This is a genomic window from Glycomyces tenuis DSM 44171 (genome assembly GCF_000427885.1).
Classification (GTDB): Bacteria; Actinomycetota; Actinomycetes; order Mycobacteriales; family Micromonosporaceae; genus Glycomyces; species Glycomyces tenuis.
This window is the reverse complement of record NZ_ATYW01000020.1, coordinates 97,846-123,952: the sequence shown is the minus strand read 5'-3', so window position 1 is coordinate 123,952 and position 26,107 is coordinate 97,846. Positions and strand designations below refer to the sequence as shown.

23 protein-coding genes and 2 pseudogenes are annotated in these 26,107 nt (G+C 73.0%); 10 read left to right on the top strand and 15 right to left on the bottom strand.

From position 1 onward, the window contains the following. Nucleotides 1-196 precede the first annotated feature (196 nt). From YWW_RS0119550 to YWW_RS0119520, 7 genes are read left to right on the top strand one after another with little or no spacing between them, the layout of a single operon-like run. Nucleotides 197-1,531 carry an ABC transporter substrate-binding protein gene (locus tag YWW_RS0119550; RefSeq protein ID WP_051326056.1) on the top strand — a complete coding sequence of 445 codons (1,335 nt, stop codon included), beginning with the start codon at nt 197-199 and terminating at the stop codon, nt 1,529-1,531. Nucleotides 1,532-1,572: 41 nt separating this feature from the next. Next, on the top strand, nt 1,573-2,493 hold the full coding sequence (locus YWW_RS0119545) for a carbohydrate ABC transporter permease (RefSeq protein WP_026931430.1): 921 nt from the start codon (nt 1,573-1,575) through the stop codon (nt 2,491-2,493). Nucleotides 2,494-2,501: 8 nt separating this feature from the next. Beyond that, complete coding sequence (locus tag YWW_RS0119540; protein WP_026931429.1) at nt 2,502-3,407, top strand: carbohydrate ABC transporter permease; 906 nt, start codon at nt 2,502-2,504, stop codon at nt 3,405-3,407. Between the two features lie 15 nt (nt 3,408-3,422). Then, nucleotides 3,423-4,976, top strand: a complete 1,554-nt coding sequence (locus YWW_RS31665; RefSeq protein ID WP_035704728.1) for a glycoside hydrolase family 43 protein — start codon at nt 3,423-3,425, stop codon at nt 4,974-4,976. After that, a complete protein-coding gene (locus YWW_RS0119530; RefSeq protein WP_051326055.1) occupies nt 4,973-5,848 on the top strand; it encodes a DUF6807 domain-containing protein in 876 nt (291 codons plus the stop codon). Before YWW_RS31665 ends, YWW_RS0119530 begins: the two co-directional genes overlap by 4 nt. 15 nt (nt 5,849-5,863) lie before the next feature. Then, complete coding sequence (locus YWW_RS31660) at nt 5,864-6,766, top strand: DUF6807 domain-containing protein (RefSeq protein WP_035704749.1); 903 nt, start codon at nt 5,864-5,866, stop codon at nt 6,764-6,766. Continuing rightward, complete coding sequence (locus YWW_RS0119520; RefSeq protein WP_026931427.1) at nt 6,763-7,971, top strand: ROK family transcriptional regulator; 1,209 nt, start codon at nt 6,763-6,765, stop codon at nt 7,969-7,971. Before YWW_RS31660 ends, YWW_RS0119520 begins: the two co-directional genes overlap by 4 nt. Before the next feature lie 12 nt (nt 7,972-7,983). On the opposite strand, the gene YWW_RS0119515 is transcribed toward YWW_RS0119520, so the two are convergent. Both YWW_RS0119515 and YWW_RS0119510 read right to left on the bottom strand, forming a co-directional pair. Then, entirely contained in the window at nt 7,984-9,027 is a 1,044-nt protein-coding gene (locus YWW_RS0119515) for a type III polyketide synthase (protein ID WP_026931426.1), read from the bottom strand. A gap of 139 nt (nt 9,028-9,166) precedes the next feature. Beyond that, a complete protein-coding gene (locus YWW_RS0119510; RefSeq protein WP_026931425.1) occupies nt 9,167-10,003 on the bottom strand; it encodes a UbiA family prenyltransferase in 837 nt (278 codons plus the stop codon). Between the two features lie 26 nt (nt 10,004-10,029). Between YWW_RS0119510 and YWW_RS0119505 the strand changes: the two genes are divergently transcribed. Both YWW_RS0119505 and YWW_RS31655 read left to right on the top strand, forming a co-directional pair. Then, on the top strand, nt 10,030-10,752 hold the full coding sequence (locus YWW_RS0119505) for a class I SAM-dependent methyltransferase (protein ID WP_026931424.1): 723 nt from the start codon (nt 10,030-10,032) through the stop codon (nt 10,750-10,752). 46 nt (nt 10,753-10,798) lie between these two features. Then, nucleotides 10,799-12,322: pseudogene (locus YWW_RS31655) on the top strand (FAD-dependent oxidoreductase); the annotation flags it as partial. Here YWW_RS31655 and YWW_RS37485 read toward each other — a convergent pair. Continuing rightward, entirely contained in the window at nt 12,320-12,547 is a 228-nt protein-coding gene (locus YWW_RS37485; protein WP_081687602.1) for a helix-turn-helix domain-containing protein, read from the bottom strand. The pseudogene YWW_RS31655 and the gene YWW_RS37485 sit on opposite strands and share 3 nt — an antisense overlap. Next, nucleotides 12,547-13,059 (bottom strand): DUF2975 domain-containing protein, encoded by a 513-nt coding sequence (locus tag YWW_RS37480; RefSeq protein ID WP_026931423.1) that lies wholly within the window; start codon nt 13,057-13,059, stop codon nt 12,547-12,549. The genes YWW_RS37485 and YWW_RS37480 overlap by 1 nt, the downstream gene beginning before the upstream one ends. 276 nt (nt 13,060-13,335) lie before the next feature. Between YWW_RS37480 and YWW_RS38040 the strand changes: the two are divergent. Further along, nucleotides 13,336-13,506, top strand: a pseudogene (locus tag YWW_RS38040) (dioxygenase family protein); the annotation flags it as partial. Nucleotides 13,507-13,571: 65 nt separating this feature from the next. Here YWW_RS38040 and YWW_RS0119485 read toward each other — a convergent pair. The 11 genes from YWW_RS0119485 to YWW_RS31650 all read right to left on the bottom strand — a co-directional run bounded on the left by YWW_RS0119485 (nt 13,572) and on the right by YWW_RS31650 (nt 25,922). After that, a complete protein-coding gene (locus YWW_RS0119485) occupies nt 13,572-14,069 on the bottom strand; it encodes a DUF1269 domain-containing protein (RefSeq protein WP_026931421.1) in 498 nt (165 codons plus the stop codon). A 262-nt stretch (nt 14,070-14,331) separates the two neighbouring features. Then, nucleotides 14,332-15,132 (bottom strand): HpcH/HpaI aldolase/citrate lyase family protein, encoded by an 801-nt coding sequence (locus tag YWW_RS0119480; RefSeq protein ID WP_026931420.1) that lies wholly within the window; start codon nt 15,130-15,132, stop codon nt 14,332-14,334. Continuing rightward, nucleotides 15,129-16,316: a CaiB/BaiF CoA transferase family protein gene (locus YWW_RS0119475; protein ID WP_035701025.1), complete on the bottom strand. Its 1,188-nt coding sequence runs from the start codon at nt 16,314-16,316 to the stop codon at nt 15,129-15,131. The genes YWW_RS0119480 and YWW_RS0119475 overlap by 4 nt, the downstream gene beginning before the upstream one ends. Continuing rightward, nucleotides 16,313-18,322 (bottom strand): SUMF1/EgtB/PvdO family nonheme iron enzyme, encoded by a 2,010-nt coding sequence (locus YWW_RS0119470; RefSeq protein ID WP_051326054.1) that lies wholly within the window; start codon nt 18,320-18,322, stop codon nt 16,313-16,315. The genes YWW_RS0119475 and YWW_RS0119470 overlap by 4 nt, the downstream gene beginning before the upstream one ends. After that, nucleotides 18,309-19,208 (bottom strand): ribokinase, encoded by a 900-nt coding sequence (locus YWW_RS0119465; RefSeq protein WP_026931418.1) that lies wholly within the window; start codon nt 19,206-19,208, stop codon nt 18,309-18,311. The genes YWW_RS0119470 and YWW_RS0119465 overlap by 14 nt, the downstream gene beginning before the upstream one ends. Beyond that, the gene (locus YWW_RS0119460) at nt 19,205-20,548 is read right to left on the bottom strand and encodes an ADP-ribosylglycohydrolase family protein (protein ID WP_211228623.1); all 1,344 of its coding nucleotides are present in this window, start codon (nt 20,546-20,548) and stop codon (nt 19,205-19,207) included. Before YWW_RS0119460 ends, YWW_RS0119465 begins: the two co-directional genes overlap by 4 nt. Beyond that, nucleotides 20,545-21,696 carry an ADP-ribosylglycohydrolase family protein gene (locus YWW_RS0119455; protein WP_026931416.1) on the bottom strand — a complete coding sequence of 384 codons (1,152 nt, stop codon included), beginning with the start codon at nt 21,694-21,696 and terminating at the stop codon, nt 20,545-20,547. Before YWW_RS0119455 ends, YWW_RS0119460 begins: the two co-directional genes overlap by 4 nt. A gap of 87 nt (nt 21,697-21,783) precedes the next feature. Beyond that, on the bottom strand, nt 21,784-23,070 hold the full coding sequence (locus YWW_RS0119450; protein WP_026931415.1) for an ABC transporter substrate-binding protein: 1,287 nt from the start codon (nt 23,068-23,070) through the stop codon (nt 21,784-21,786). Between the two features lie 49 nt (nt 23,071-23,119). Next, nucleotides 23,120-23,980, bottom strand: coding sequence for a carbohydrate ABC transporter permease (locus tag YWW_RS0119445; RefSeq protein WP_026931414.1), 861 nt, complete (start codon nt 23,978-23,980; stop codon nt 23,120-23,122). After that, nucleotides 23,977-24,891: a carbohydrate ABC transporter permease gene (locus YWW_RS0119440; RefSeq protein WP_026931413.1), complete on the bottom strand. Its 915-nt coding sequence runs from the start codon at nt 24,889-24,891 to the stop codon at nt 23,977-23,979. The genes YWW_RS0119445 and YWW_RS0119440 overlap by 4 nt, the downstream gene beginning before the upstream one ends. Continuing rightward, nucleotides 24,888-25,922: a LacI family DNA-binding transcriptional regulator gene (locus YWW_RS31650; protein ID WP_035704726.1), complete on the bottom strand. Its 1,035-nt coding sequence runs from the start codon at nt 25,920-25,922 to the stop codon at nt 24,888-24,890. Before YWW_RS31650 ends, YWW_RS0119440 begins: the two co-directional genes overlap by 4 nt. Nucleotides 25,923-26,107 lie beyond the last annotated feature (185 nt).

Below are 26,107 nucleotides of genomic sequence, written 5' to 3'. Positions count from 1 at the left end.
TTTCATGACTTGACATAACCTGAATCACAGTCGTAATCTGAGCCGCGACCCCGAGTCCAGCGGCCCCCGAAGCCGAGACGCGGACGACCGAGACCCGGCGACGCGCCACCCAGCCGCACCCCGCTCCGCCGCCGCGGAGCGCACGCCCGAGGCCGGACCTCCCCCGGCCGCACGGAAGGAAAGGACCGCAAGCGCGATGAACGACCGCACCCCCTCCCGCCCGCGACTGAGCCGCCGGAACCTGATGAAGACGTCCGGGCTGTCCGGCCTCGGCCTCGCCCTCGGACCCGGTCTGGCCGCCTGCGGCCGCGGCTTCGGAGGCGGCGACGACTCCTCCGGCGGCGAAGGCGAGATCAACATGGTCTGGTGGGGCGACGCGGCCCGCGCCGAGGTCACCGAGGCCGCCCTCGACATCTTCACCGAGGAGACCGGCATCGCCGTCAAGACCGAGTACCAGGACTCGGGCCCCTACCAGGACAAGCTCGCCACCCGCTTCGCCGCCGGGGACGAGCCCGACCTGATGGCCCAGCGCATGGACTCGCTTCGCGAGTTCGCCGACCGGGGCGCCCTGCTCGACCTGAACACCGCCGGCGACGCGGTCGACCTCTCCGGCCTGTCCGAGAGCGCCCGGGCCCTGGCCGAGGTCGACGGCGCCGTGTACGGCGTCCCGGCCGGACTCAACGCGATCGGCTTCATCGTCAACCGCGACATCACCGACGAGCACGGCATCGCGATCCCCGACGGCGACACCTGGAGCTGGGACGACCTCGCCGAGTTCTCCGCCTCCGTCACCGAGGCCACCGGCGGCGAGGTCTACGGCACCGGCTTCGAGGCGTCCACCCTCGCCAACATCATCGTCTGGATCCGCCAGCAGGGCGAGGACTTCTTCACCGAGGACGGCCGGTTCGGGGCGTCCGAAGCGAGCGTCCAGGCCTGGTTCGACATGATCCAGGCCATGCGCGACGCCGGCGGCTTCCCGCCCGCGGGCTTCTTCGAGCAGGTCGGCGGCGGCGCCGAGCAGTCCTACATCGCCGCGGGCACCTTGGCCAGCCAGATCATCCCCACCAACAACTTCCTGTCCTACTCCCAGGCCGCGGGCGGCAACCTCGCGCTGCTGCGCATGCCCGGCGAGACCACCGGTGTCCGCCGCGGCCAGTCGGTCGACTGCCCGCACCTGTGGTCGATCGCCTCGGCCTCGGAGCATCAGGACGAGGCGCTGCGGCTGCTGGACTTCCTGGCCAACGACCCCCGGGCCTCCCAGGCCACCGGCACCACGCGCGGGGTGCCGCCCAACTCCCAGATCGCCGAGGACCTGATGGGCGATCTCGCGGAGGAGGACCGGACCGCCACGGAGTACCTGATCGGGCTCCAGGGCGAGGACCTGCCGCCCTCCTTCCCCTATCCGCCCGGCGGCTCGGCGATCGCCGACGCCCTCGCGGCGATCGCGACCGAGGTCGAGTTCGGCAGCATGAGCTCGAGCGAGGCCGCGGCCGCATTCGTCGCCCAGTCGCAGGACGCGCTCGAGCAGTGACCGCACCGACCGATGCCAACACAGTGAGGGAGCAGGTCCCTGTGCCGGCGGCGCGAGAGCGCCGCGGCGGCCGTGGCCCGGCCGCTGGACGCCGCCGGCACAGGGACCGCGCCGGCTACCTGTTCCTGCTGCCCTGGTTCCTCGGGATGCTGCTGGTGGTCATCCCGTTCTTCGCCTCGCTGTACCTGGCGTTCACCGACTACAACCTCCTCAACGATCCGAAGTGGATCGGCTTCGAGAACTTCCGCGAGATGTTCGCCGACCCGCTGTACCTCCAGTCGCTGAAGGTCACCTTCACCTACACGTTCGTGTCGGTGCCGCTGTCGCTGGCGGCCGCGCTGCTGGTCGCGATGGTCCTCAACCGCGGGGTGAAGGGGCTGCCGGTCTACCGGGCGGTGTTCTACCTGCCCTCGCTGCTGGGCGCCAGCGTCGCGGTCGTCCTGCTGTGGCGGGAGATCTTCGGCCGCGAGGGGATCGTGAACGCCTTCCTCGGCTGGTTCGGCGTCCAGGGCCCCTCGTGGACCACCGACCCCGACTACGCGCTGAGCATGCTGATCGTCCTGCACGTCTGGACCTTCGGCTCGCCGATGGTGATCTTCCTGGCCGGGCTGCGGCAGATCCCGACGATGTACTACGAGGCGGCCGCGGTCGACGGCGCCTCCAGATGGCGGCAGTTCCGCTCGATCACCCTGCCGCTGCTGAGCCCCATCATCTTCTTCAACCTGATCCAGTCGCTCATCGCCTCGTTCCAGACGTTCACCCAGGGCTTCGTGATGAACAACGGCTCCGGCGGTCCGGCGAACTCCACGCTGTTCTACAACCTGTACCTGTACCAGCAGGGGTTCAACCAGTTCCACATGGGATACGCCTCGGCGATGGCGTGGACGCTCCTGATCGTCATCGCCGTGTTCACCGGGCTCACGTTCCTGTCCGGCAAGTACTGGGTCCACTACGACAACTGAGGTCTGCCATGTCGATCAACACCGCATCCCCGCGCCGGGCCGGAAAGCGCGAGCGCGACGACGAAGCCCCCATCGAGCGGTTCGGCTCCACCAGGCGGAGCAGATTCACACGGCACCTGCTCTTGAGCCTGGTGGGCCTGGTCATGATGTACCCGCTGCTGTGGATGCTCTCCAGCTCGCTCAAACCGAACTCGCTGATCTTCGACGACCTGCGGCTGTGGCCGACCGAATGGGCGCCGTCGAACTACGCCGACGGCTGGACGGCCCTGGACTACGACTTCGGCGTCTACTTCACCAACTCGCTGGTCATCGTGGTGCTCAGCATCATCGGGAACCTGTTCTCGTGCTCGCTGGCCGCCTACGGCTTCGCCAGGCTCGACTTCACCGGCCGGAAGCTGTTCTTCGTGCTCATGCTCGGCACCATGATGCTGCCCGGGCACGTCCTGCTGGTGCCCCAGTACATCCTGTTCTCCAAGCTCGGCTGGCTCAACACCTACTATCCGCTGCTGGTGCCGAACTTCCTGGCCACCAACGCCTTCTTCATCTTCCTGATGGTGCAGTTCATGCGCTCGCTCCCCAAAGAGCTCGACGACGCCGCGCGCATCGACGGGTGCGGGCCGTTCCGCACCTTCTGGAAGGTGATCATGCCGCTGTGCACGCCCGCGTTCGCCACCACCGCGATCTTCACGTTCATCTCGGTGTGGAACGAGTTCTTCGGGCCGCTGATCTACCTGACCGACCCCGAGCTGTACACGGTGCCGCTGGCGCTGCGCCAGTTCGTCGACTCCGAGGGCCAGTCGCAGTGGGGGCAGATGTTCGCCATGTCGGTCCTGTCGCTGGCGCCGATCATCGGCTTCTTCATCGCGGGCCAGAAGTACCTGGTCAAGGGCATCGCCACCACCGGACTCAAATAGACGCGGAGCATCGACGTGAACCAAGGGGCCAAGGCATTCGGGACCGCCGACAACGGCGACGGCACCTACAGCAACCCGGTCCTGCGAGCGGACTGGTCCGATCCCGACGCGGTCAGGGTCGGCGACGACTTCTATCTCGTCGCCTCCAGCTTCCACCGCGTGCCGGGGCTGCCCGTGCTGCGCAGCCGGGACCTGGTGAACTGGACGATCATCGGCCACGCGCTGCCCCGGCTGGAGCCCGAGGGGGCGTTCCGGGAGCCGCGGCGCGGCTGCGGGGTGTGGGCGCCGGCCATCCGCCACCACGCGGGCCGGTTCTGGATCTTCTACCCCGATCCCGACCGCGGCGTCTCCGTCGTCACCGCCGCCGACCCGGCGGGACCGTGGTCGAGCCCGCGCCTGCTCAAGAGCGGGCGGGGCCTGATCGACCCGTGCCCGCTGTGGGACGAGGACGGCTCGGCGTACCTCGTGCACGCCTGGGCGAAGAGCCGGGCCGGGTTCAACAACCGGCTCACCTGCCACCGCATGAACTCGGACGCGACCGCGCTGCTGGACGACGGACGCGACATCGTCGACGGCGGCGCCCTGCCGGGGTACCGCACGCTCGAAGGCCCCAAGTGCTACCGCCGCGACGGCTGGTACTGGATCTTCGCCCCGGCCGGGGGCGTGCGCGACGGCTGGCAGTCGGTGTTCCGGTCCAGGGACGTCTTCGGCCCCTACGAGGAGCGGATCGTCCTGGAGCAGGGCGACACGGACGTCAACGGGCCGCACCAGGGCGCGTGGGTGACCGCCGCGGGCGGACGGGACTGGTTCCTGCACTTCCAGGACAGGGACGCGTTCGGGCGCGTCGTGCACTTGCAGCCGATGCGGTGGGACTCGGACGGCTGGCCCGTCATCGGCGAGCCGCCGGGGCGGCCGGTCGCGACGCACGCCAAACCGGACGTCGCCTCGGACCAGGCGCCCACCGCCCCGGCCGCGGGCGACGACTTCCCCGGCGGCGAGCCCGGTCTGCAATGGGCGTGGGCGGCCAATCCCGAACCGGAGTGGCGGGAGCCCGGGCCGGGCGGGGCACTGCGGCTGGCGTGCGCGCCGACCGACACCGGGGACCTGCGGCGGCTCCCGAACCTGCTGGAGCAGCGGCTGCCCGCCGAGCGGTTCCGCGCCGTCACCACCGTGCGGCTGGCCGGTGCGGCGGCGGGCGCGCGGGCCGGTCTGACGGTGCTGGGCGACAGTTACGCCTGGATCGGCCTGGAGCGCACGCCCGGCGGCGCCGCCCTGGTCCACCGGAGGGCCGAGGCGGGCGGCACCGAACGCGAGGCCGCCGACGCGACGGCGGTGGAACTCGGCGAGGACGGCACGACCGCGACGGTCGCGATCGGCGTGGAGCTCGACGGGGACGGCCGCTGCCGCTTCCTGGCGGGCGCTGCGGGCGAGCCGCCGCGCCCGCTCGGCCCGCCGTTCGAGGCCACCGCCGCGCAGTGGGTCGGCGCGGCCCTCGGCCTGTTCGCCGCCGCCGCGCCGGACGCCGCCGGGGGCGCGGCCGAGTTCGGTCCAGTGCGGATCACCCCGTGAGCGGCGGGGCCGGAGACGTCGGCGCCGAGCCGCGCGTCCTGCGCCTGGACGGCCGGGCGGTGGCCGACTACGTCTGGCGGCCGGAGCTGCCCGAAGGCCTCTCCCCCAGGCCGTACCTGCATCCGGTGCGCACGCCGTCGGGAACGGCGGTCACCGAGCTCATGCCCGAGGACCACCGGCACCATCTCGGCGTGAGCCTCGCGGTGGCCGACGTGGGCGGCGCGAACTTCTGGGGCGGGCGGACCTTCGTCGCCGGGCGCGGCCCGGTGACCCTGCCGAACCACGGCGTCCAGCGCCACCACCGCTGGGAGTCCGCGAGCGACACCGCGCTCGCCCACGAGCTGCGCTGGACCGGCCCCGGCGGGGCCGCGCTGCTGCGCGAGCGCCGCCGGATCGCCGCGGTGCCGCTCGACGAGCGGGCGTGGGCGCTGGACTTCGGCTTCGAGCTGACGAACCTGACCGCCTCGCCGCTGGCGTTCGCCAGCCCGGCGGTCAACGGCCGCCCCGGTGCGGGCTACGGCGGCTTCTTCTGGCGCGCGCGGCGGGGCGGGCGGCGCGTCCGCGTCGTCGGGCCGGACGCGGCCGGAGAGCGCGGGCTCCACGGCGCGCGCACCGCCTGGCTGTCGCTGCACGCCTCAGGCGAGGCGCCGTGGACGCTGGTCTTCGTCGCCGCGGACGAGGGCGACCCGTGGTTCGTCCGCAGCGGCGACTACCTCGGCGTCGGCGCCTCGCTCGCCTGGTCGGCACCGCTCATGGCCGCTCCGGGCGCCGGTCCGCGCCGTCGTATCATCACGGTGGTCGCCGACGGCGACCTCGACCGCCCGGCGACGCTCGCCCTGGTCGCGGCGGCTCGGGCGCACGACGAGGCGTAGGCGATGGGAGGCGGCATGAAGGTCCCCGGCACTGCCGGTCCGACGCTCGCGGCCCAGGCGCCGGACGCCGTCGAGCTCCGGGTCGGCGGGCGGGAGGTCGCCAGGTACGTGTGGCGGCCCGAGCTGCCCCCGTCCACCGCGCCGCGCCCGTTCCTCCACCCCGTGCGCACGCTCGCCGGGTGCCTGGTCACCGACGCCAGACCGGACTCCCACACCCACCAGCTGGGCATCAGCATCGCCGCGCCGGACATCGACGGGCGCAACTTCTGGGGCGGGCGGACCTTCGTCGCCGGGCACGGCCCGGCCTGGCTCGACGACCACGGGATGCAGCGGCATCAGCGGTGGCTCACGTTGTCGGACACCGATCTGGTCCACACCGTGCGCTGGGTCGACGCGGGCCGGGCGATCCTCCTGCGAGAGCGCCGGTCGATCGTCTGCCGCCCGGTGAACCGGGACGCGTGGGCGCTGCGGGTGCGGACGCGCCTGGCCAACGCGACCCGGCGGCCGCTGCCGATCCGCAGCCCCGCGGCGCTGGGCCGCCCCGGCGCGGGCTACGGCGGCTTCTTCTGGCGCGGCCCGGCCGTCACCGGACCGGTCAGGGTCCTCAGCCAGGACGGCACCGGGGTCCGCGCCGTCCACGGCAAGACGGCCGACTGGGTGGCCGTCGGCGGCCTCGACTCCGAGAACCGCGAGTGGACGGTGGTGTTCCTGCCGGGGAACGCCGAGACGGCGATGGACCGCTGGTTCGTCCGGGCCCGCGACTACCTCGGCGTCGGCTCCTCGCTGGCCTGGGACCGCCCGCTGGTGCTCGAACCGGGCGAGTCGATCGACCGGAACGTCATCGCGGTCGTCGCCGACGGTGCGCTCGCCGCAGACGAGGCCGCCGCGCTCGCCGCCACCGCCCGGTCGGCGGCATGACCGGCACCGAGCGGGCGGCGAGTCCCGCCCGGCAGGAGAGCCTCCGCGAGCTCAACCTCGAGCTGGTCTTCCGGCACGTCCTCGCCGCCGAGAGGCCCATCTCCCGCACCGAGCTCGCCTCGGTCACCGGCCTGACGCGCCCCACCATCACCCGCATCGTCGAAGAGCTCATCGCCGGGCGGCTGGTCACCGAGACCGGTTCGGCCCGCGACGGCCGGGCCGGGCGCCCCCGCGTCGGGCTGATCCTCTCCCGCAGCGGGCCCGCCGGCCTGGGCCTCGACATCCGGGCCGACGGCCTGGCCGCGTGCGTCGTCGACCTCACCGGCACCGTCCGGCACCTGGCCTTCGCGCCCTTCGCGTTCGCGGACGCCGAGCCGGCCGCCGTGATGGGCCGCCTGGCGGCGATGGCCTCGGCCGCCGTCGAGGCCGTCGCCGCCGAGCGCCTCACGGTCGTCGCGGTCACGCTGGCCGTGCCGGGGCCAGTCGACAAGGGCGTCGTGCGGTCCGCCCCGGCGCTCGGATGGGCCGACGTCGACGCGGGCTCGCTCCTGCGGTCGGGGCTGGGGCACCTCGACCTGCCGATCACCGTGGACAACGAGGCGAACCTCGCCGCGCACGGCGAGCTGCACGCCACGCGGGGCGAGCTCGACAACTTCGTGTACGTCTCGGGCGGGCTGCACATCGGCGCGGGGATCATCCTGGACGGGCGGCTCGTACGCGGCTCGCGGGGCTGGAGCGGCGAACTCGGGCATGTCACAGTGGACCCGGAGGGCAGGCGGTGCCCGTGCGGCTCGCGCGGCTGCCTCCAGACCTACGCCAGTCCGCAGGCGCTGCTGGGGGACTCGCCCGCCCCGGCGGGCACCATGCCGGAACTCGCCGTCACGACCAGGGCCGACGAGGGCGACGCGGCCACGCTCGCGGCGATCGACGAGGCGGGCACCGCGCTGGGCGTGGCGCTGTCCAATGTGCTGAACATCCTCGACATCGGCACCGTGCTGCTCGGCGGGGGCTTCGCCCTGCTGTCCTCATGGGTCACCGATCGGGTGGAGGACGAGATCGCCCGGCGCGTGCTGTCGGCCGCGTGGGCGCCCGTCGCGGTGCGCCCGGCGATCCTCGGCCCCGACGCGGCCGCGATCGGCGCCGCCCTGAGCTTCATCGACCGGCTCCGCCTCGACCCGGCCGCCTGGCTCGCGTCGCAGCGGTGAGGCGCGTCCGGCTCACGCCGGTTCGAGCAGCGCCGCGTACAGGGTGAGCCCGGGGCCGAACGACATCGCCACCACCGGTCCGGACGGCTCGCCGGCGCGCAGCAGTTCGCGCAGTACCAGCAGGACGGTGACCGAGGAGCAGTTGCCGTACTCGGCCAGGACTTCGCGCGAGGCCGCCAGGTCGGAGGGGGCGAGGCCGAGGCCGTCCTGGACGGCGTCGAGGATGCGCGGCCCGCCGGGGTGCACCGCCCAGCCGCGCACGTCGGGCACGTCGAGGCCGTGGCGGGCCAGCAGGTCCTTCACCAGCGGGCCGACGTGCTCGCCGAGGACCTCGGGGACGTCGGGCGACAATCCCATGCGGAAGCCGAGATCGGTGACGTCCCAGGTCATGTGGCCGCTGGTGCCGGTGCCGGTGCGGGCGGCGATCTCGGTGACGCGCAGACCCGGGCCCGGTTCGCTCTCGGGGCGCAGCACCAGGGCCGCCGCCGCGTCGCCGAACAGGGCGTGGGTGACCACCTGCTGCGCATCCCTGGAGGCCGGCTGGAGGTGCAGCGTGGTCAGCTCGAGGCAGAGCAGCACGGCGGACCGCCCGCGCGCCGAGACGAAGTCGGCGACCGCGCCGATGCCGGGCAGGGCGGCGTGGCAGCCCATGTGCCCGACGAGCAGCCGCTGGACGTCCGGCCGCAGCCCCAGCGAGGCGGCCAGCTGGATGTCGACGCCGGGGGTGCAGTAGCCGGTGCAGGAGGCGACGGCGAGCATGCCGACCTCGTCGGCACCGAGGCCCGCGTCGTCCAGCGCTTCGGCGACCGCCCGGTGGCCGAGCGGGGGCGCCAGTTCCCCGTAACTGCGCATACGGTCCCCTGTGGACCAGGTGGAGACGTCCAGTCCACTGGCCGGGTCGATCACCGAGTGGCGGCGGCGCACCCCGGAGGAGGCGAAGATCCGCTCGGCGGCCCGGCTTCCGGCGAAGTGCTCGCGGAAGTACTCGGACCAGAGCGTGTCCTGTTCGTAGGCGGGCGGCAGCGCCGCGCCGACGCCGGTGACGCGCGCGCTCACCGCCGCGCCGTCTCTGTGCGGGTCCGTGTTGCTGACACCAGCCCTCGCTTTCGGGTCGGGCGCACCGGGAGCGGTCGCGCATCCGGAGACGAATGCCCCTCATACCAGGGTACAAACCCCCGGATGCGACGGCTAGAGGTCATGGCGTCGAAACTCCGGTTTGGAGCAGCAATGCCACGTCGACGAGGGCCACCGCGATCACCGCTCGGAACGCCGCCCGCGAGCGCGGGCGGCGCCCCAGGAGCGCGCCGACGGCGAGCACGGCCGCCGCGAGGGGCACCGCGGCCAGACCCGCCGGAGCGGGCGGGCCGGGCGGCCCGAAGGCCAGGAGCGCCGAGGCTCCCAGCACCAGGGCCGCGGCGACCGCCCAGCTCACGCGCGGGCCAAGGCGGTGCGGCAGGCCCCGCACACCGGTCGCGGCGTCGTCGTCGAGGTCGGGCAGCACGTTGACGAAGTGCGCCGCCGAGCCCAGGCACGCGGCACCGGCCAGGAGCCACGGCGGCGGCAGCGGTGATCCGGGCAGCCCCATCGAGACGAACGCGGGCAGCAGCGCGAACGACACCGCGTACGGCAGCACCGAGAACGCGGTGGCCTTGACGCCGAGGTCGTAGGCCCACGCCGAGACCAGGGCGGCGGTGTGCGCTCCGGCGGCGGCCAGTCCGGAGGGCAGCGAGAGGAGGAGCGCGAGCGCGGCCGCGGCGATCACGCCGACGCGCACGACCGCCGGGGCCACCTCCCCGGCCGCCACCGGTTTGCCCGAGCGGCCCGCCATGGCGTCGCGCGGCGCGTCGACCAGGTCGTTGAGCCAGCCGACGGACAGCTGGCCCGCGAAGACGGCGGCGACCACCGTCAGCGAGGCGCCGAACGGCCGCTCGGCGCCGATGACCAGCCCGGCGGTGATCGCCGTGACCGCCAGGACGGGCAGCGGGTGGCAGGCGCGGGCGAGTGCCCACGTCACCGCCGAAGCCCGCTTCACGGGCGCCAGTGTGCCATCCTGGTCGCATGCGCAGTCTCACGGCCCGCTCCCGAAAGCCGGCGCGGGGCGATCTCGCGCTCTACGACGACCACGCCGAGCAGTGGTGGCGCCCGCGCGGGCCGTTCGTGATGCTGCACTGGCTCGCCGCCGCCCGCGGGCGGCTCGTCCCGCCGGCCGCCCGGCCGGACGCGGTCCTGGTGGACCTCGGGTGCGGCGCGGGGCTGCTCGCGCCGCACATCGCGGGCAAGGGCTACCGGCACATCGGCGTGGACCTCTCGGCTCCCTCGCTGCGGCTGGCCGCCGAGCACGGGGTCCACGCCGTCCGGGGCGACGTCCTCGCGGCGCCGCTGGCCGACGGCTCGGCCGACGTCGTCGTGGCCGGGGAGATCCTCGAGCACGTCCCCGACCTGCCGCGCGCGGTGGCGGAGGCGTGCCGCCTGCTCCGCCCCGGAGGGGTGCTGGTGATCGACACGCTCGCGGACACCGCGCTGTGCCGCCTGATCGCCATCGGCCTGATCGAGTCCGTGCGGCTCGCGCCGCGCGGCGTCCACGACCCGGCCCTCCTGGTCGACCGGGCGGTGCTGCGCGCGGAGTGCGAGCGGCACGGCGTGCGCCTGGCCCTGCGGGGCATCCGGCCGTCCATGGCCGACCTGGCGGCCTGGTCGCTCCACCGCAGATCCACCGTCCGCATGGTGCCCTCGCCGACCACCGCGGTGCTCTTCCAGGGCTACGGCCGCAAAGCGGGATGACGGCGCCGCCGCGCATGGAGCGCCCCGGTGTGGGTAAACCGTCACCATGACAGTGCATTTCGGACCCCCTGAGTCCTATTGGATCGCCTCGGCCGAGGCCGAGGAGCATCCGCCGCTGGAGGACGACCTGGACATCGACGTCGCGGTCGTCGGCGGCGGGATCGCCGGACTGTGCACGGCCTGGGAGCTGTCCCGCGCGGGCAGGTCGGTGGCGCTGCTGGAGGCCAGGCGCGTCCTCGAGGGCGTCACGGGGCACACGACGGCGAAGCTGACCGCGCAGCACGCGCTCGTCTACGCGCATCTGCGGTCGGCGCTCGGCGCCGAGGCGGCGCGCCGCTACGCCGCCTCCCAGTCCGAGGCCGTCGAATACGCCTTCGCCACCGCCGAGGCGCTGTCGGTCGACTGCGAACTGGAGCGGGCGCCCGCCTACGTCTACACCGAGCGGCACGAGGGCGTCCAGGCGATCCGCGACGAGGTCGACGCCGCCCGCGAGGCGGGCCTGGACGCGTCGTTCACGACCGAGACCGGCCTGCCCTACGCCGTCGCCGGGGCGGTCCGGCTCGACGGCCAGGCCCAGTTCCACCCCCGCCGGTACCTGCTGGCGCTCCTGGAGGACCTCCTCGCGAACGGCGGGCGGGTCTTCGAGCGCACCCGCGTGGTCGGCCTGGAGCGGGAGGAGTCCCCCGTGGTCCTCGCCGTCGAGGGCGGGCACCGGGTGCGGGCTCTGGACGCGGTGGTGGCGACCCACTACCCGATCTTCAACCGGCCCAGCCTCTTCTCCAGGCTGTCGCCGCATCGCGAGGTGGTCGTCGCGGGGGCGATCCCGCTCGGCGAGGACCCGGGCGGCATGTACATCACGAAGGAGGGCGGCACGCGCTCGGTGCGCACCGCGCCGTACCGCGACGGCGAGCGGCTCCTGATCGTCACCGGCGAGTCGTTCACCCCCGGCGAGGGCGAGGTGTCGGAGCGGTTCGAGCGACTCGCGGCCTGGACGGCCGAGCGCTTCGGCGTCACCGAACTCGCCTACCGGTGGGCGGCGCAGGACAGCGCCACCACCGACGGGGTGCCGTTCGTCGGGCGCCTGCCGGGGAGCGGGCGGCACCTGTACGTGGCGACCGGTTTCGGCGGCTGGGGCATGAGCAACGGCGTCATGTCGGGGCGCCTGCTCGCGGGGCTCGTGCTCGGCGGGGAGCCGGCGTGGGGCGGGCTGTACGAGCCCTCGCGCCTGCACGCGGGCAAGGAGGCCGCCACGTTCGCCTCGTTCCAGAAGGACGTCGCCAAGCACTTCGTGGGCGACCGGATCGGCAGGCGCCGCGGCGCCGAGACGCCGGAGGACCTGCGGCCCGGCGAGGGCGCGGTCATGAAGCTCGACGGCGAGCGGCGGGCCGTCCACCGCCGCGACGACGGGGAGCTCCGGACGGTCTCGGCGACCTGCACGCACCTGGGGTGCCTGGTGCGGTTCAACGACGCCGAGCGCAGCTGGGACTGCCCGTGCCACGGCTCCCGGTTCGACGTCGACGGCGGCGTGATCGAGGGGCCGGCGACCGCGCCGCTCCGGTCGTACGACTTACCGGGGTGTCTCGGCGGCGTCCCCGGGCTTCCAGCGGAGGAGGTCGCCGGGCTGGCATTCGAGCGCCTCGCACAGGGCGGCGAGGGTGGTGAAGCGCACCGCCTTGGCGCGGCCGTTCTTGAGGACCGCCAGGTTGGCGGGGGTGATGCCGACGCGTTCGGCGAGCGCGCCCACGGACATCTTGCGCTTGGCGAGCATGACGTCGATGTCGACGACGATCGGCATCAGATCACCTCGTCCAGCTCGGCTCGCAGGTGGTGGGCCTCGGCGTCGCGGTCGATCGCCTGGGACAGCAGGCTCCGCATCACCACGACGAGCAGGGCGACCCCGGCGATCATCACCGACGCCCCGCAGATGAGGAAGACGATGCCCGGGGCGACCTCGTCGTCGGGCACGCGGTGGTTCGCCGAGGCCGCGAGGACGGCGAACGCGAAGGTCAGGACCGAGGCGGCCGCGATCGCGCCGATCACGATGTCGACGTAGCGGAAGGCGGCCTCGGAGAAGACCGTGCCGCGCCGCACCATCGTCAGCAGGCGCCAGATGCAGACCATGGTGATCTGGATGGTCGCGATGCCCAGGACGAGGACCACGACGAGGGGGACGCGCAGGTAGGAGAGGTTCGGGTCGTCCTCGAAGTCGCTGCCGAACAGCGCCGCCCCCACCGCCTGCACGAGCAGTGAACCGGCGAGCGCCATCGCGAGCACGATGCGCAGCGCGAGGATCGTCGTCTTTCCCATCGAGGACTCCTTCGATCGAGTTACGATCGGAATATATCGAAAATCGATAGGTACTGTCAAGCGGAAGCCGATCGGGTGCAGGCTCGTCGTGCACCACGAGCAGTGCCGCGCGCCAGGCCCGGTGCGGGGAGAAGCCGCGTTCGGAGGCGGAGTGGATGAGCTCAGTGGTCGACGGCGATCGCGGCGCGGGCGGCGGCGGGCGGCAAGGAGGGCACCAGGGCCCGCTGTCCGAGGTAGACGGACTCGTCGATGTCGTGGGTGATGAAGACGACGGCGGGGCAGCTCGTCGAGATCCGGCAGGTCAACGCCGCGGGCCGCAGCGCCCATGCCGAGAAGGCGCATCCGGCCCCGCGCGACCCGAACTTCACCGGCGTCGGCCGGTGCCTGACCGACGACCGGGGCTTCAACCGCTTCACCACGATATCGTCCGCGCCGTCGCGGCCGGGCATGGCGAGAGCGGCACCGGATCGGCGTCCGGTGCCGCGTCGCTCTGGGCCGCTCGATGGCGCCGGTCAGGCGCGGGCGGCCCGTGCCTGGGCGATCGCCTCGCGCAGGGCGCTCTCCTCCTCGGTGGACAGCGAGGTCTGGACGAGCTTGCCGCCGAGCGGCTCCAGCGCGTCGATGACCTTGTCGTAGGTGGCCTGCTCGACCAGGGCGAACACCGCCGCCGCGCCCGGCGTCAGCTGCTGTCCGAGCTCGCGCATGAGATCGTCGTTGACGCCGCTGTCGGTGGCGGAGCCGCCGATGGCGCCCGCTCCGGCGCCGACGGCCATGCCCAGCAGCGGCATGAAGAACAGCAGTCCGATCAGGCCGCCCCACAGCGCGCCGGACGTGGCGCCGATACCGGTGTCGCTGCGGATCTGGCGGAGCTTGATCTTGCCGTCGTGGTTCTCGGCGATGGCGATGTCCTGGAGTGCGAGCAGTTCCGAGCGCTGTAGTTCGAGGAACTTGTCGCGCGCCTGCTCGGCGGTGACGGCATCGGGATAACCGATGACGAACAGATTGCTCATGTCGTCTCCCCTCGCCCCTACTGCCGGGATTCGGGGAGGCGGCGCGAGCGGCCGAGCCAGGCGCCGGTGCCTACTATTGCGCCGCTGACGACGGCTCCGGTGACGACCATGGACACCATCCGCCGGCGGCGGTCGCGAGTTCTACGCCTCATATCGGCATTACCCCCATTGCTCTCTCGCAAGTGCCGCCGCGGGACCGCGAGCGGCGATCAGAGCGTAGCCGTCCGGCGACTCCCGCGAGGCCGAATCCGAGGATTCGGCGCTACCGGAGGGGCCCGTCCCGTTCGAGGAGGCGCCGGGCGCGCCCGAGCATGGCCGGGTCCACCATCTCGCCGTCGGGCAGCGTGGCGACGCCGCCGCCGTGCTCGAGCGCGCCGACCACGGCCCGCGCCCATGCCAGTTCCCGCTCGGTCGGGGCGAAGACGTCCCTGATCACCGGCAGCTGCTTGGGATGGACGGCGACTCGGCCGCGCATGCCCAGGGCCCTGCCGCGCTCGGTGTCGGCGCGCAGGCCGTCGAGGTCGGCGATGGCGGGATACGCCGAGAGCATCGGCGCGTCCAGTCCGGCGGCGCGGGCGGCGACGAGCAGCCGGACGCGCGCGTGGTCGAGCACCAGCGGCTCGGCGCTGCCGAGGTCGCTCGCGAGGTCGGCCTCGCCGAGCGCCACCTCCAGCACGGCGGGGTGGGCGGCGACGGCCGCGGCGGCTTCGAGGCCGCGGGCCGACTCGATGAGCGCGGTGAGCGGCAGCCCGGGTGCGAGCGAGGCGATCTCGTCGAGCTCGCGCGGGTCCTCGACTTTGGGGATGCGCAGGCCGACGCGGGCGCCCGTGTCGCGGACGGCCTCGATCTCGTGCGCCGCTCCGGCGTTCACGCGCACCTGGAAGGCGGGGCCGGTCGGCGGGGCGGCGAGATACGCGGTGACATCGGCGAGCGCGGCGGCCTTGGCCTCGGCGGCGACGGCGTCCTCGAGGTCGAGGATGACGACGTCGGCGCCCGAGGCGGCGGCCTTGCCGAAGCGGTCCGGGCGGTCCCCGGGCACGTACAGGGCGCTGACCGGGCTCATACGACCCCCTTGCGGCGCAGGAGTTCGAGCTGTTCGCGGGTGACGCCGGCCTCGGCGAGGACCTCGTCGGTGTCCCGGCCGTGGGGCCGGCCGGTCCAGCGGATCGCGCCCGGCGTCTCGGAGAGCCGGAAGAGCACGTTCTGCATCTTGACCGGCCCGAGCTCGTCGTCGTCGACGGTCTGGACGGTCCCGATCGCCCGGTACTGGGGGTCGGCGAGGACGCCGCGCACGTCGTAGACGGGGGCGACGGCCGCCTGCGCGTCCTCGAAGGCCGCGATGACCTCGCCGGTGGGCCTGGCCTCGATCCAGGCGGCGACGGCCGCGTCGAGCTCGTCGGCGTGCCCGGCTCTGGTGTGCCCGGAGGCGAACCAGGGCTCGTCGACGAGGTCGCCGCGGCCGACCAGGCGCATGACGCGCTCGGCGATCGACTGCGAGCTGGTGGAGACGGCGACCCAGTCGCCCTCGCCGGTGCGGTAGACGTTGCGCGGCGCGTTGTTGACCGAGCGGTTCCCGCTGCGGGGCTGGAGGGTGCCGAGCTGGTCGTAGGCGGTGATCTGGCCGCCGAGGAGCATCAGGATCGGCTCGATGATCGCCAGGTCGATGACCTGTCCGCGGTCGTCGCGGTCGGCGGAGCGGAGCGCGACGAGGACGGCGTAGGCGGTGGCGAGCGCGGCGATGCCGTCGGCGAGGCCGAACGGCGGGAGCGTCGGCGGCCCGTCGGGCTGCCCGGTGAGGGCCGCGAAGCCGCTCATGGCCTCGGCGAGGCTGCCGAAGCCGGGCCGGGAGGAGTACGGTCCGGTCTGGCCGAAGGCGGTGACGCGGGCGACGACGAGGCGCGGGTTGGCGCGGTGGAGCGCCTCGGGGCCCAGGCCCCAGCGTTCGAGGGTGCCGGGGCGGAAGTTCTCGATGAGCACGTCGGCGTCGGCGGCGAGCCGCAGCAGCAGCTCGGCGCCGTCCTCGGTGCCGAGGTCGATGGTGACGGTGCGCTTGTTGCGACCGAGGGTCTTCCACCACAGGTTCACGCCGTCCTTCGAGGGCCCGTGGCCGCGCGCGGCGTCGGGCTTGGCCGGGTGCTCCACTTTGATCACGTCGGCGCCGAAGTCGCCGAGGAAGGTCGCCGCGATGGGCCCGGCGAAGAGCGTGGAGACGTCGAGGACGCGCAGGCCCTCCAGTGGTGCGGTCATCGGTGGTCCCCCAAGTCCCAGGCGATGCGGAAGCCGATGCTGCTCGACCGTTCGAGGCCGAGGCCCGGCAGCAGGAATTTCAGGCTGAACGTCTCGTCGCGGACGCCGCCGTCGGTGTACCAGTCGGAGCCTTCGCTGCGGTGGTCGGCGCCGCCTTTGAGCATCGCGAAGCGGGTGACGCCGTCGGAGTGCTCGCTCTCGGTCCAGTTCCACACGGCCGGGCGGCGGCGCCGGAAGCCCGGCCGGGCGGCGGCGAGCTGCCATTCGAACTCGTCGGGCAGGCGCGCGCCGGCCCAGGCGGCATAGGCGCGGGCGTCCTCAAGGGATACTCCGGTGGCGGGCGCCTCCGCTTCGCCTCCGCCGCACAGGAACCGCCCGGAGGCGAGCGGCTCGTAGCCGGTGTCGTCGAGGAAGGCCCGGAACTCGCCGACCGAGACTTCACGGGCGGCGACGGCCACCGGGCGGCGGATCTCGATGTCGAGCGTCTCGCGCCGGCCGTCGTGCAGGCGCGGCGGGAGGGGCTTCCACTCCTCGACGTACGGGGCGCCTTGGTAGAAGCCGGTCTCGCGGCGGCGGTAGGTCACCTCGAGGCGCCTCGGGCCGGCCTCGACGCGGAGCGCGTCGCTCGGCGCGCCGGCGGATTCGGAGGGCGCGGGGACGACGCGGACCGCCTCGCGGGCGGGGAAGGCCGCGTCGGACGAGCCGGGGTCGGCGGCGGCCTCGCGCAGGAGCCCGGCGAGCCACGCCGGCTCCTCGGCGCCGGGCGCGAGTTCGAGGACGCCGGTGACGCCTCGGCCGGGCACCGTGACCGCGCCGGTGACCGGGGTTCCGGCGGTCACGTCGTACCGGCGCCCGCCCGCGGGGAGGGCGGCGGCGAGCGGGTCGCCGAGCCAGTCGCGTTCGCCGCGATTGACCAGAGTCCACAGTGTCACGCCGTTCTCGGTCCAGCGCGAGACGTGGACTCCGGCGGTCATCGCCTCGGGCGTCGCGCCTTCGAGCGGCGACCACTCCCCCGCCGTGAGGATCCCGTGGGCGGCGCGCTGCACGCGGAGCATGCGCCGCAGTGTGGCCTCGTCGCGCCGGTTCCAGCCGACCCACACGCCGAACACGGCGTCCCACACCAGGATCCCGGTGCCGTTCATCCACGCGGACTGGAGTTCGCCGCTGTGGTCGCGGTTCCAGCGCCGGATGGAATGCATCATGTGGCGCCGCTCGTACCAGTGGGCCCGCTGCACGCCGGGCGCCTCGGAGTCGGCGAACCACTGGGCCCAGCTGAGCAGGTGGTCTTCGACGCGCTGGTTGGGGACGCGGGACTCGCCTTCGAGGACCTGCGGCGGCTCGGCCCCGGTGAGCGCCCGGGTCAGCTTCGCGTCGCCTTCCTTGAGGGTGTCGAGGAAGACGCCGTCGACGCCGAGTTCGGCGACGAGCGCGGCGAGTTCGGCCGCGTCGTCGCGGCCGGTGCGCCGCGTGCCGGTGTCCCAGGGGTTGTAGTCGACGAAGACGCGCAGGCCGCGCTCGTGGAACTCCTCGACGAGCCCGGCGAGGCCGGGGACATCGCGGTAGAAGTCGAACTGGTTGCGGTCGTCGATGCCGATCACGGGGTAGGCGTGCCAGAGCACGAGGCCGTCGAGGCCGCCCTGGCCCGCGATCGACTCGAGGAAGGCGTCGACGGTGAACCGCTGCTCGGCGTGGTCGAAGAGCCGCTCGTCCCACAGCCACACCTGGGCGACGGCGTAGGCGCGGCTCGCCCAGCGGGTCCGGGGGTCCTCGTAGGCGGCGCCGCTGTAGCGGAGCCGCCTACGGGCCTCGTCGCGCCAGGTGGTGAGGTCGGCGCGCCACGCGGGCCAGTCGGCGGGGTCGCTCGGGGCCGCGAAGATCTTGGCGACGTCGCCCTGCCCGGGATCGATCGCGCCGCCGGGCGGGAGGACCGTCGGGCGGTCGATCGGCCTGGGCACCAGCGGGTTGAACTCGTTGGTGTTCGCTTCGTCGGGGTCAGCGTCCTTCACGGAACTCCAGCACCTCCTCCAGCGTCGGAATGGATGGGACGGCGCCCTTGCGCTGCACGGCGATCGCGGCGGCGGCGGTGGCGAAGCCGGTGGCGTCCACGAGCGCTTCCAAGCCTGTGCCGTCGAAGACAGCGGCGAAGGCCCCCACGAAGGCGTCGCCCGCGCCGGTGGTGTCGACGGCGTCGACCTCGTAGGCGGGTACCCGCACCGGTGCGGCGCCGGGGACGCCGACCAGGGCCCCGGCGGCACCGAGCGTCACGATCACGGCGCAGCCCTGGGCGGTGAGCTCTGAGACGAGTTCGGCGGCATCGCAGGCTTCCCCGACGATCTCGGCGGCCTCGTGCTCGTTGACGATGAGGACGTCTACTTGGGATACGAGCCGTCGGGTGACCGCTCCGGAAGGTGCGGCGTTGAGGACCACGGCGGTCCCGGTGGTCTTCGCCTCGGCGATGGCCTTGGCGACCGTGCGCACGGGCGTCTCCATCTGAAGGACCAGGACATCGGCGGTGTCGATCGCCGCGAGATCGGTCGTGGAGAGCTTCGTGAGTGCCGCGTTGGCGCCGGAGTTGACCACGATGGAGTTCTCGCCGTGGCGGTCCACGTAGATGACCGCGGTCCCAGTGGGGCCGCCCGGATACCGGGGCCGCACGTCGATCCCGGCGGCGCGGGCTTCGGTGTCGAGGCGGCGACCGGCGTCGTCGGGGCCGAGCGCGACGATGAACACGGTGTCGGCCCCGGCGCGGACTGCCGCGACCGCCTGGTTGTTGCCCTTCCCTCCAGGATAGGACGCGAATCCTCGCGCCAGGACGGTCTCGCCGGGGGCGGGGATGCGTTCGACCTCGTAGACGAGGTCGAGATTGGCGCTGCCCAGTATGGCGACCTTCATCGGGACACCTCCACGGTGCGTCGGGCCAGTTCGGAGAAGCGTGCCCCGGCGAAGCCGGGGACGGAGCTCGCGAGCCGGTCGTCCAAGGGGTCGATCCACTTGGACGGCAGGCCCTTCGCGCCGGTGACGGCCCCGGCGAGGGCGCCCGCCGTCGCGCCGACCGAGTCGGTGTCCCAGCCGCCGGAGACCGCGAGCGTGATGGTGCGCTCGAAGTCGCCGTCGCCGCGGACGAGCGCGAAGGCGAGCAGCGCGGCGTTGTTGAGGACGTGGACCCAGTGCAGGTGGCCGTATTCGGCGTGGAGGGCGTCGATCGCGGCCTCGTCGGCGAGTCCGCCGCGGCCGATCTCGGCGCCGCGCCGCACTGCCGCGGCGTAGCGGCTGCGCTCGGGCACGACCGCGAGGCCGGTGTCCAGGACCGTCTCGATCGGGGCGCCCGCGACGGCCGCCGTGCCGGCGGCGGCGACGAACATCGCGCCGTAGACGCCGTTGCGGCCGTGGCTCAGGCGCGCGTCCGTCCAGGCCATGCGGGCGGCGGCCACGGGGTCGCCGGGGCTGGCCCAGCCGTAGACGTCGGCGCGGATCTGCGCGCCGATCCAGTCGCGGAACGGGTTGCGGACCCTGCCCGCGGCCTCGGGCTCGTAGCCGTCGAGGAGGTTGCGGTAGGCGATGCGCTCGGCGGTGAAGACGCGCCCGCCGGGCAGGTCGTCCAGCCAGGACTGGGCGACGTCGTCGGTGGTGAAGCCGCGGCCGACGCGTTCGAGCAGCGCGAGGGCGATCAGCGGGAAGTTCAGGTCGTCGTCCTCGGGCATGCCGTCGATGTTCTCGGCGAGGCTGTTCGGGCGGCTCCGCCGGTTCCACGGGTGGCGGGCGGCGATCCGCGGGTCGAGGCCGACCTCGGTGAAGTAGGAGCCGAGCGGCCAGTTGCCGGTGGCGCGGGCGATGGCGCGGATGCCGTCGAGGGGGATCTTCTCGACGGGCTTGCCGAGCAGGCAGCCGCTCGCGCGGCCGAGCCAGGCGCCGAGGACCCGGTCGGCGCTGTAGGACCCGGGCGGCTCGGGCGGCGCCGCGGAGGCGAGGATGCCGTCTGCGTCCTCGGGTTCGTCGGCGGCGAGCCCGGCGGGGTCGGGCAGGCGGTCGAGTTCGGCGAGCAGTTCGCGCGCGAGCGATCGGAGGCGTTCGGGCGCGGGTTCGGGCGTCGCGCCGCTGACGGCGGCTTCGGCCGCGCCGCCCGCATCGAGCCAGCGTTCGCGGATCGCGGCGGCGTCGCGGCCGTCGAGTTCGGCGGCGACCAGTGCGTGCGGCACGAGGTCTTCGGGCTGCGTCCAGCTGAGCCGCATCATCGGACGGCCGTTTCCGTCTCGAATGCGCTGCGGGCCTTGGCGGTGCGGGCGGCGCGCTCGGCGTCGGCCGCCCACACGTCGCGGGCGACGGCGGCGATGGCGGGGCCGGTGGCGGTGATGTCGATGCGGCTGCCCTCGCTGACGCCGCCGATCCATTCGGCGGGCACGGCGCCGACGCCGCCGAGGGCCCCGGCGAGCGACCCGGCCATGACGGCGATCGAATCCGAGTCCCGGCCGTAGTTGACGGCCCCGAGAACGGCCTCGCGGTAGTCGCCGTCCGCGGCGATGAGCATGCCGAGGGCGATCGGGAGCTCCTCGATGGCCTTGGTACGGCTGGGGATCCGCGCGTCCATCGCGGGCTGCCGGTAGTGCGGGCCGACGGTGTCGAACGGTTCGACGGCGCGGCGCAGCTCGGCGAGGCCGCCCCGCCAGTCGTCGACGCCGGCCGCGGCCTGCGCCACGGCGTCGATCGCGGCCCTGGTGCCGTCCTTGGCGAGCCGCAGGGCGGTCTCGACGACCGATGCGACGTCGGCGCCGGGCCGCATCGCCTCGGCGACCGCGGCGGCGAAGACCCCGGCGGCCTCGCGCCCGTAGCTGGACTGATGGGCTCCGGCGACGTCGATCGCCTCGGCGTAGGCGGCCTCGGGGTCTGCGGCGTTGACGATGCCGATCGGCGCGACGTACATCGTGGCGCCGCAGTTGACGATGTTCCCCACTCCGGCCTCGCGCGGGTCGACGTGTCCGTAGTGGAGCCGGGCGACGAGCCACTTCTCGGCGAGGAAGACGCGGTGCAGCAGCAGCGACTCGGATTCCAGTTCGGGGATCCAGCGCTGCTCGCCGATGAGGAGCGGCACCAGGTGCTCGGCGATCGCGTGGGCGTCGAGGTGGTCACGCACGGTGTCGTAGACGTCGACCAGGGCGGTGGTCATGAGGGTGTCGTCGGTGATGTGGCCGTCGCCCTTGTGGTAGGGGGCGATCGGCCGGGCGTGACGCCAGTCCTCGTTGAACGGGGGCACGATCCCCTCGATGAATCCGCCGTAGCGTCCCTGGATCGCCTCGGGCGTGTTGCCTTCGGCCGCGCCGCCGAGGGCGTCGCCCACCGCCGCGCCCGCGAGCGCGCCCGTCGACTTCGTCACCAGCGTGTCCATCGTGTCTCCTTGCTTCGTGTGCGGTTCGGCGCCTGCCGGGGCGCCGCGTTCGGCGCCGCCCCGGCGGGCGCGGGGTGCGGTCGTTCGTCAGCCCAGTTCGGCCCAGCCGTCGACGAGCTGCTGCCTGAGCTCCTCGACGGTGATCTCATCGGCCAGGTACTGCTGGAGGGCGGGCGTGGCGTACTGGTCCTTCCACTGCGGGTAGTTCACCGCCGACTGGAAGGGGGCCGCGGACAGCGACTCGCCGGAGGCGAGGATGGCCTCCCAGCCGTTCTCGCCGGCGGTGTGCTCGGCGACGAGCTCCCTGGCCTCGGTCGAGGACGGGATGAGCCAGTCGCCTTCGGCGAGCGCCGCCTGGTGCTCGGCCTGCATGAAGAAGTCGATGAACGCGGCGGCCTCTTCGACGTGCTCGCTCTCGGCGGCGACGGACATCGTCTGCGGGTTGGCCGCCTGGGTCGCTCCGGCGGTGCCGGCCAGCGGCGGCAGGACCGCCCAGTTGAAGTCCTCGGGCGCGGACTCGACGAGCTGCTGGGCGACGTAGTTGCCCGCGACGTACATGGCGTACTTGCCGTCGAAGAAGCCCGGCAGGACGTCCGAGCCGCTCTGGGTGAGCGAGACGGGGTCGAGCGACTGGTCCTGGTGGGCCATGGCGTGGATGCGCTCGGGCACGGCCAGTTCGTTCTCGCCGACCTCGATCTCCATCGAGCCGCTCTCGCCGGTGAAGAAGGTGCCGTCGAAGCCGAGGGCGAGGTTCATGACGGCGGCGGTCGGCTGCTGCATGCCCCAGCCGGCGCCGTAGGAGCCGCCCGCGGTGAGCTCGGCCGCGAGCGCCTGGAAGTCGTCCCAGGTCAGCGTCTCCCCGGCGGGGATCTCGACGCCGGCGTCGGCGAAGGCGTCGGTGTTGGCGAACACCACGTAGGACTGGAGCAGGGTGGGCGCGGCGACGACCTCGCCGTCCGCGGTGGTGACCGTCTGCCAGACCTCGTCGGAGACCGAGGCGGTCACCTCGTCGCTGAGGTGGGGGCTCAGGTCGGCCAGGTAGCCCTGGTTGGCGAAGCCCATGATGTCGGCCGACTCGTCGTGGATGATGTCGGGCGCGGTGCCGCCCTGGAACTGGGTCACCAGCTGGTCGTGGACGTTGTCCCAGCTGCCTTGGACCAGTTCGACCTGGATGTCGGGGTTCTCCTCGTTCCAGGCTTCGACGATCGACTCGGTGGCGGCGATGGTCGAGTCCTGGAACGCCAGTGACTGGAAGGTCAGCGTGGCGCCGTCCTCGTCGTCGCCGCCGACGCCGAACGCCGAGCAGCCGGTGAGCGCGAGGGGCAGTGCGACGACGATCGCGGCGCCCGATCGGGCGCTGATGCGAGTGCGCATGGCTTTCTCTCTTTCGTGGTGAGGATCTGTCGGCGCGGTCATGGGCGGTTCATCCCTTGACCGCGCCGCTGAGGAGTCCGGCGGTGAGCCGTTTCTGGATGAGCAGGAAGAACACGAGGCTCGGGATGCAGGCCAGGAGGGCGGCCGCGGCGAGCTGCCCGAGCTGGACCTGCCCTTCGGCGCCGACGAAGCGCGCCAGCGCGAGCGGCAGGGTCTGCATGTCCGGGTCCTGGATGAGCACGAGCGCGAAGAAGAACTCGTTCCAGGAGTTGATGAAGGTGAACAGGCTGGTGGCGACGATGCCGGGGGCGAGGAGCGGCAGGACGATCTTGGCGAGCGTCCGCAGCCGGCCGGCCCCGTCGACCGCCCCGGCCTCCTCCAGTTCGACGGGGATGGCGGCCACGTAGCCCTGGAGCATCCACAGCGAGAACGGCAGCGCCCACACCGCGTACACGATCACCAGGCCCAGGAGCGTGTCGACCAGTCCGATGTTCCGCATCAGCAGGAACAGCGGAATGATGATGAGGATGAAGGGGAAGACCTGGCTGAGCAGGATCCAGCCGGTGGCCACTGCCCGCAGCCTGGTGCGGAAGCGGACCAGGGCGTAGGCGGCGGGCAGGGAGACGAGGGTGACGATGAGGGTGGTCGTGACCGCGACGAGCAGGCTGTTGCCCGCCGCGGTGTACAGGTCGGCCTTCTCGATCGCCGAGGTGAAGTTCTCCCAGGTGAGGCTCTGGGGCAGGATTCCGGCGTCCGGCGAGCGCAGTTCGCGCGGCGTCTTGAAGGCCGTGCTGAGCAGGAACAGCAGCGGGAACGCCAGGAAGCACATGTACACCAGGAGCGCGAGGTACTGGAGCGGGCGGGAGAACGGGTTCCGTCCGACGGCGGAGGTCGTGGCGGGCGTCGTCATTGGAGGCGCCTCCTCATCTGGCCGCGCAGGTAGAAGTACAGGAACGCGCCGATCACGACGACCATGACGTTGCCCATGGCCGCCGCGTAGCCGAAGTTGCCGTAGCGGAAGGCCTCGTTGTACGCGAAGAGGCTCGGCAGCATCGTGGTGCCGCCCGGTCCGCCGGCGGTGAGCACGAACACCAGCGCGAAGGAGTTGAAGTTCCAGATCAGGTCGAGCGTGGTGATCGCGACGGCGACTGGGCGCAGGGCGGGCAGGGTGACGTGCCAGAAGCGGCGCCAGGTGCTCGCGCCGTCGATCGCCGCGGCCTCGTTCAGTTCCGCGGGGACGGACTGGAGCCCGGCCAGGAGGGTGATCGTGGTCTGGGGCATGCCGGCCCAGACGCCGACGACGATGACGACCGGGAGCGCGATGGAGGCCTCGCCGAGCCAGTTGACGTTGCCGGGCAGGATCTGGTTGACCGGGCCGTAGCCGGGGTTGAGCATGAGCTGCCACATGATCGCGATGATCACCGGCGGCATCGCCCAGGGGACGAGCGCGAGGGTGCGGGCGAGCCAGCGCAGGCGCAGGTCGAGGTTCAGCAGGAGCGCCAGGCCGAGCGAGGCGAGGAACTGGAGGACGGTGACGCTGAACGCCCAGATGAGGCCGATCTTGAAGGAGTTCCAGAACAGCTCGTTGCCGGCGAGTTCGACGTAGTTGTCGAGGCCGTTGAAGGCGGTCTCGGCGTTCAGGCCGGCGCGGGCGTCGGTGAAGCCGAGGAGCACGCCGTACACCAGCGGGTAGACGCTGAACAGCATGACCGGGAGCAGGGCGGGCAGGACGAGCGGCCAGGCGTCCCGGCTTCCTCCGCCGAAACCTCGGCGGCGCCGGCGGACCGGCCGCTCCTCCAGGGGCGGTGAGACGACCGTCATGAGGCGGCCTCCATGGTGTCGGTGGTCGGACAGGTCGACTCGCGCACCGACAGGGAGGGTGCGATGACGTGGCGGCGGACCGGCGCGTCGGGGTCCTCGATCCGTCTGATCAGGAGCTTGGCGGCGGCCTTGGCGCGTTTCGCCGAGCCGAGGTCGACGCTGGTGAGCGAGGGGGTGGCGAGTTCGGCGGCGTCGGTGTCGTCCATGCCGACGACGGCGACGTCCTCGGGGACGCGGGCGCCGGCGGCCGCGAGCTCCTTGAGCGCGGCCACGGCGAGCAGGTCGTTGGCGCACACGATCGCGTCGAGGCGGGCCCGGCCGAGCAGGCGGGCGGTCGCCTTGCGGCCTGCCCGGTAGGTGAAGCCGGTGGCGGTCACCTGCATCCGGGGGTCCTCCGGAAGCTCGAAGCGCCGGACCGCGTCGAGGTATCCGGCCAGGCGCGCCGCGCCGGGGACGGTGTCGACCGGCCCGTTGACGAGCGCGATGCGGCGGCGGCCTTGGGAGACGAGGTGCTCGACGGCGAGCCCGATGCCGGTCGCCGAGTCGGCGCGCACGTTGTCGAGCTCGACTTCGGGCGGCAGGGAGCCGATGACCGCGATCGGCAGTCGGCTCGTGCGCATGGCCTCGATCAGCTCGGGCGTGATCCGCAGCGGGCTGAGCAGGAGGCCGTCGGCGTAGCCGCGATTGAGGCTGGCGAGCAGGTCGATCTGGTCTTCGGGGTCGCTGCCGGTGGAGGAGACCACGAGGCGGTAGCCGGCCTTCGCGACGATCGGGGTGACGGTGCGCATCATCTGGACGTAGACGGGGTTGCCGACGTCGGCGACGGCGAGCGCGATCTGGTCGGTGCGGCCGGTCCGGAGGGTGCGCGCGCTGGCGTCGGGCACGTAGCCGAGCTCCTCGGCGGCCTCGCGGACGCGGCGGGTCATCTCCTCGGAGGCGGAGCCGCCGTTGAGGACCCGAGACACCGACGCCACGGAGACCCCGGCCCGCGCGGCCACCAGCGCGAGGTTCGACTTCTTCGTCTCGGCCATCGGACTTCCCTGCGTCGTCGGGGGGGAGGCTTGGAAACGTTCTTAAGAACGATTACAAGAACGATATCAGAACCCGGCCCAACTGTCACCTGGGCCACGGTGAGCCCTTCCGCGAGCGCATCAACGCTGGTCAGAGCCAGGGAATGGCGAGGACCGCATCGGGGGCGCCGCCGACAACCCGGCCG

Bases quoted from the DNA above. Each gene is read 5' to 3' on its own strand.
- YWW_RS0119550 (WP_051326056.1), top strand. From the start codon at position 197: ATGAACGACCGCACCCCCTCCCGCCCGCGACTGAGCCGCCGGAACCTG.
- YWW_RS0119540 (WP_026931429.1), top strand. From the start codon at position 2,502: ATGTCGATCAACACCGCATCCCCGCGCCGGGCCGGAAAGCGCGAGCGC.
- YWW_RS31660 (WP_035704749.1), top strand. From the start codon at position 5,864: ATGAAGGTCCCCGGCACTGCCGGTCCGACGCTCGCGGCCCAGGCGCCG.
- YWW_RS0119520 (WP_026931427.1), top strand. From the start codon at position 6,763: ATGACCGGCACCGAGCGGGCGGCGAGTCCCGCCCGGCAGGAGAGCCTC.
- YWW_RS0119505 (WP_026931424.1), top strand. From the start codon at position 10,030: ATGCGCAGTCTCACGGCCCGCTCCCGAAAGCCGGCGCGGGGCGATCTC.
- YWW_RS37485 (WP_081687602.1), bottom strand. From the start codon at position 12,547: ATGCCGATCGTCGTCGACATCGACGTCATGCTCGCCAAGCGCAAGATG.
- YWW_RS37480 (WP_026931423.1), bottom strand. From the start codon at position 13,059: ATGGGAAAGACGACGATCCTCGCGCTGCGCATCGTGCTCGCGATGGCG.
- YWW_RS0119485 (WP_026931421.1), bottom strand. From the start codon at position 14,069: ATGAGCAATCTGTTCGTCATCGGTTATCCCGATGCCGTCACCGCCGAG.
- YWW_RS0119480 (WP_026931420.1), bottom strand. From the start codon at position 15,132: ATGAGCCCGGTCAGCGCCCTGTACGTGCCCGGGGACCGCCCGGACCGC.
- YWW_RS0119475 (WP_035701025.1), bottom strand. From the start codon at position 16,316: ATGACCGCACCACTGGAGGGCCTGCGCGTCCTCGACGTCTCCACGCTC.
- YWW_RS0119465 (WP_026931418.1), bottom strand. From the start codon at position 19,208: ATGAAGGTCGCCATACTGGGCAGCGCCAATCTCGACCTCGTCTACGAG.
- YWW_RS0119460 (WP_211228623.1), bottom strand. From the start codon at position 20,548: ATGATGCGGCTCAGCTGGACGCAGCCCGAAGACCTCGTGCCGCACGCA.
- YWW_RS0119455 (WP_026931416.1), bottom strand. From the start codon at position 21,696: ATGGACACGCTGGTGACGAAGTCGACGGGCGCGCTCGCGGGCGCGGCG.
- YWW_RS0119450 (WP_026931415.1), bottom strand. From the start codon at position 23,070: ATGCGCACTCGCATCAGCGCCCGATCGGGCGCCGCGATCGTCGTCGCA.
- YWW_RS0119445 (WP_026931414.1), bottom strand. From the start codon at position 23,980: ATGACGACGCCCGCCACGACCTCCGCCGTCGGACGGAACCCGTTCTCC.
- YWW_RS0119440 (WP_026931413.1), bottom strand. From the start codon at position 24,891: ATGACGGTCGTCTCACCGCCCCTGGAGGAGCGGCCGGTCCGCCGGCGC.
- YWW_RS31650 (WP_035704726.1), bottom strand. From the start codon at position 25,922: ATGGCCGAGACGAAGAAGTCGAACCTCGCGCTGGTGGCCGCGCGGGCC.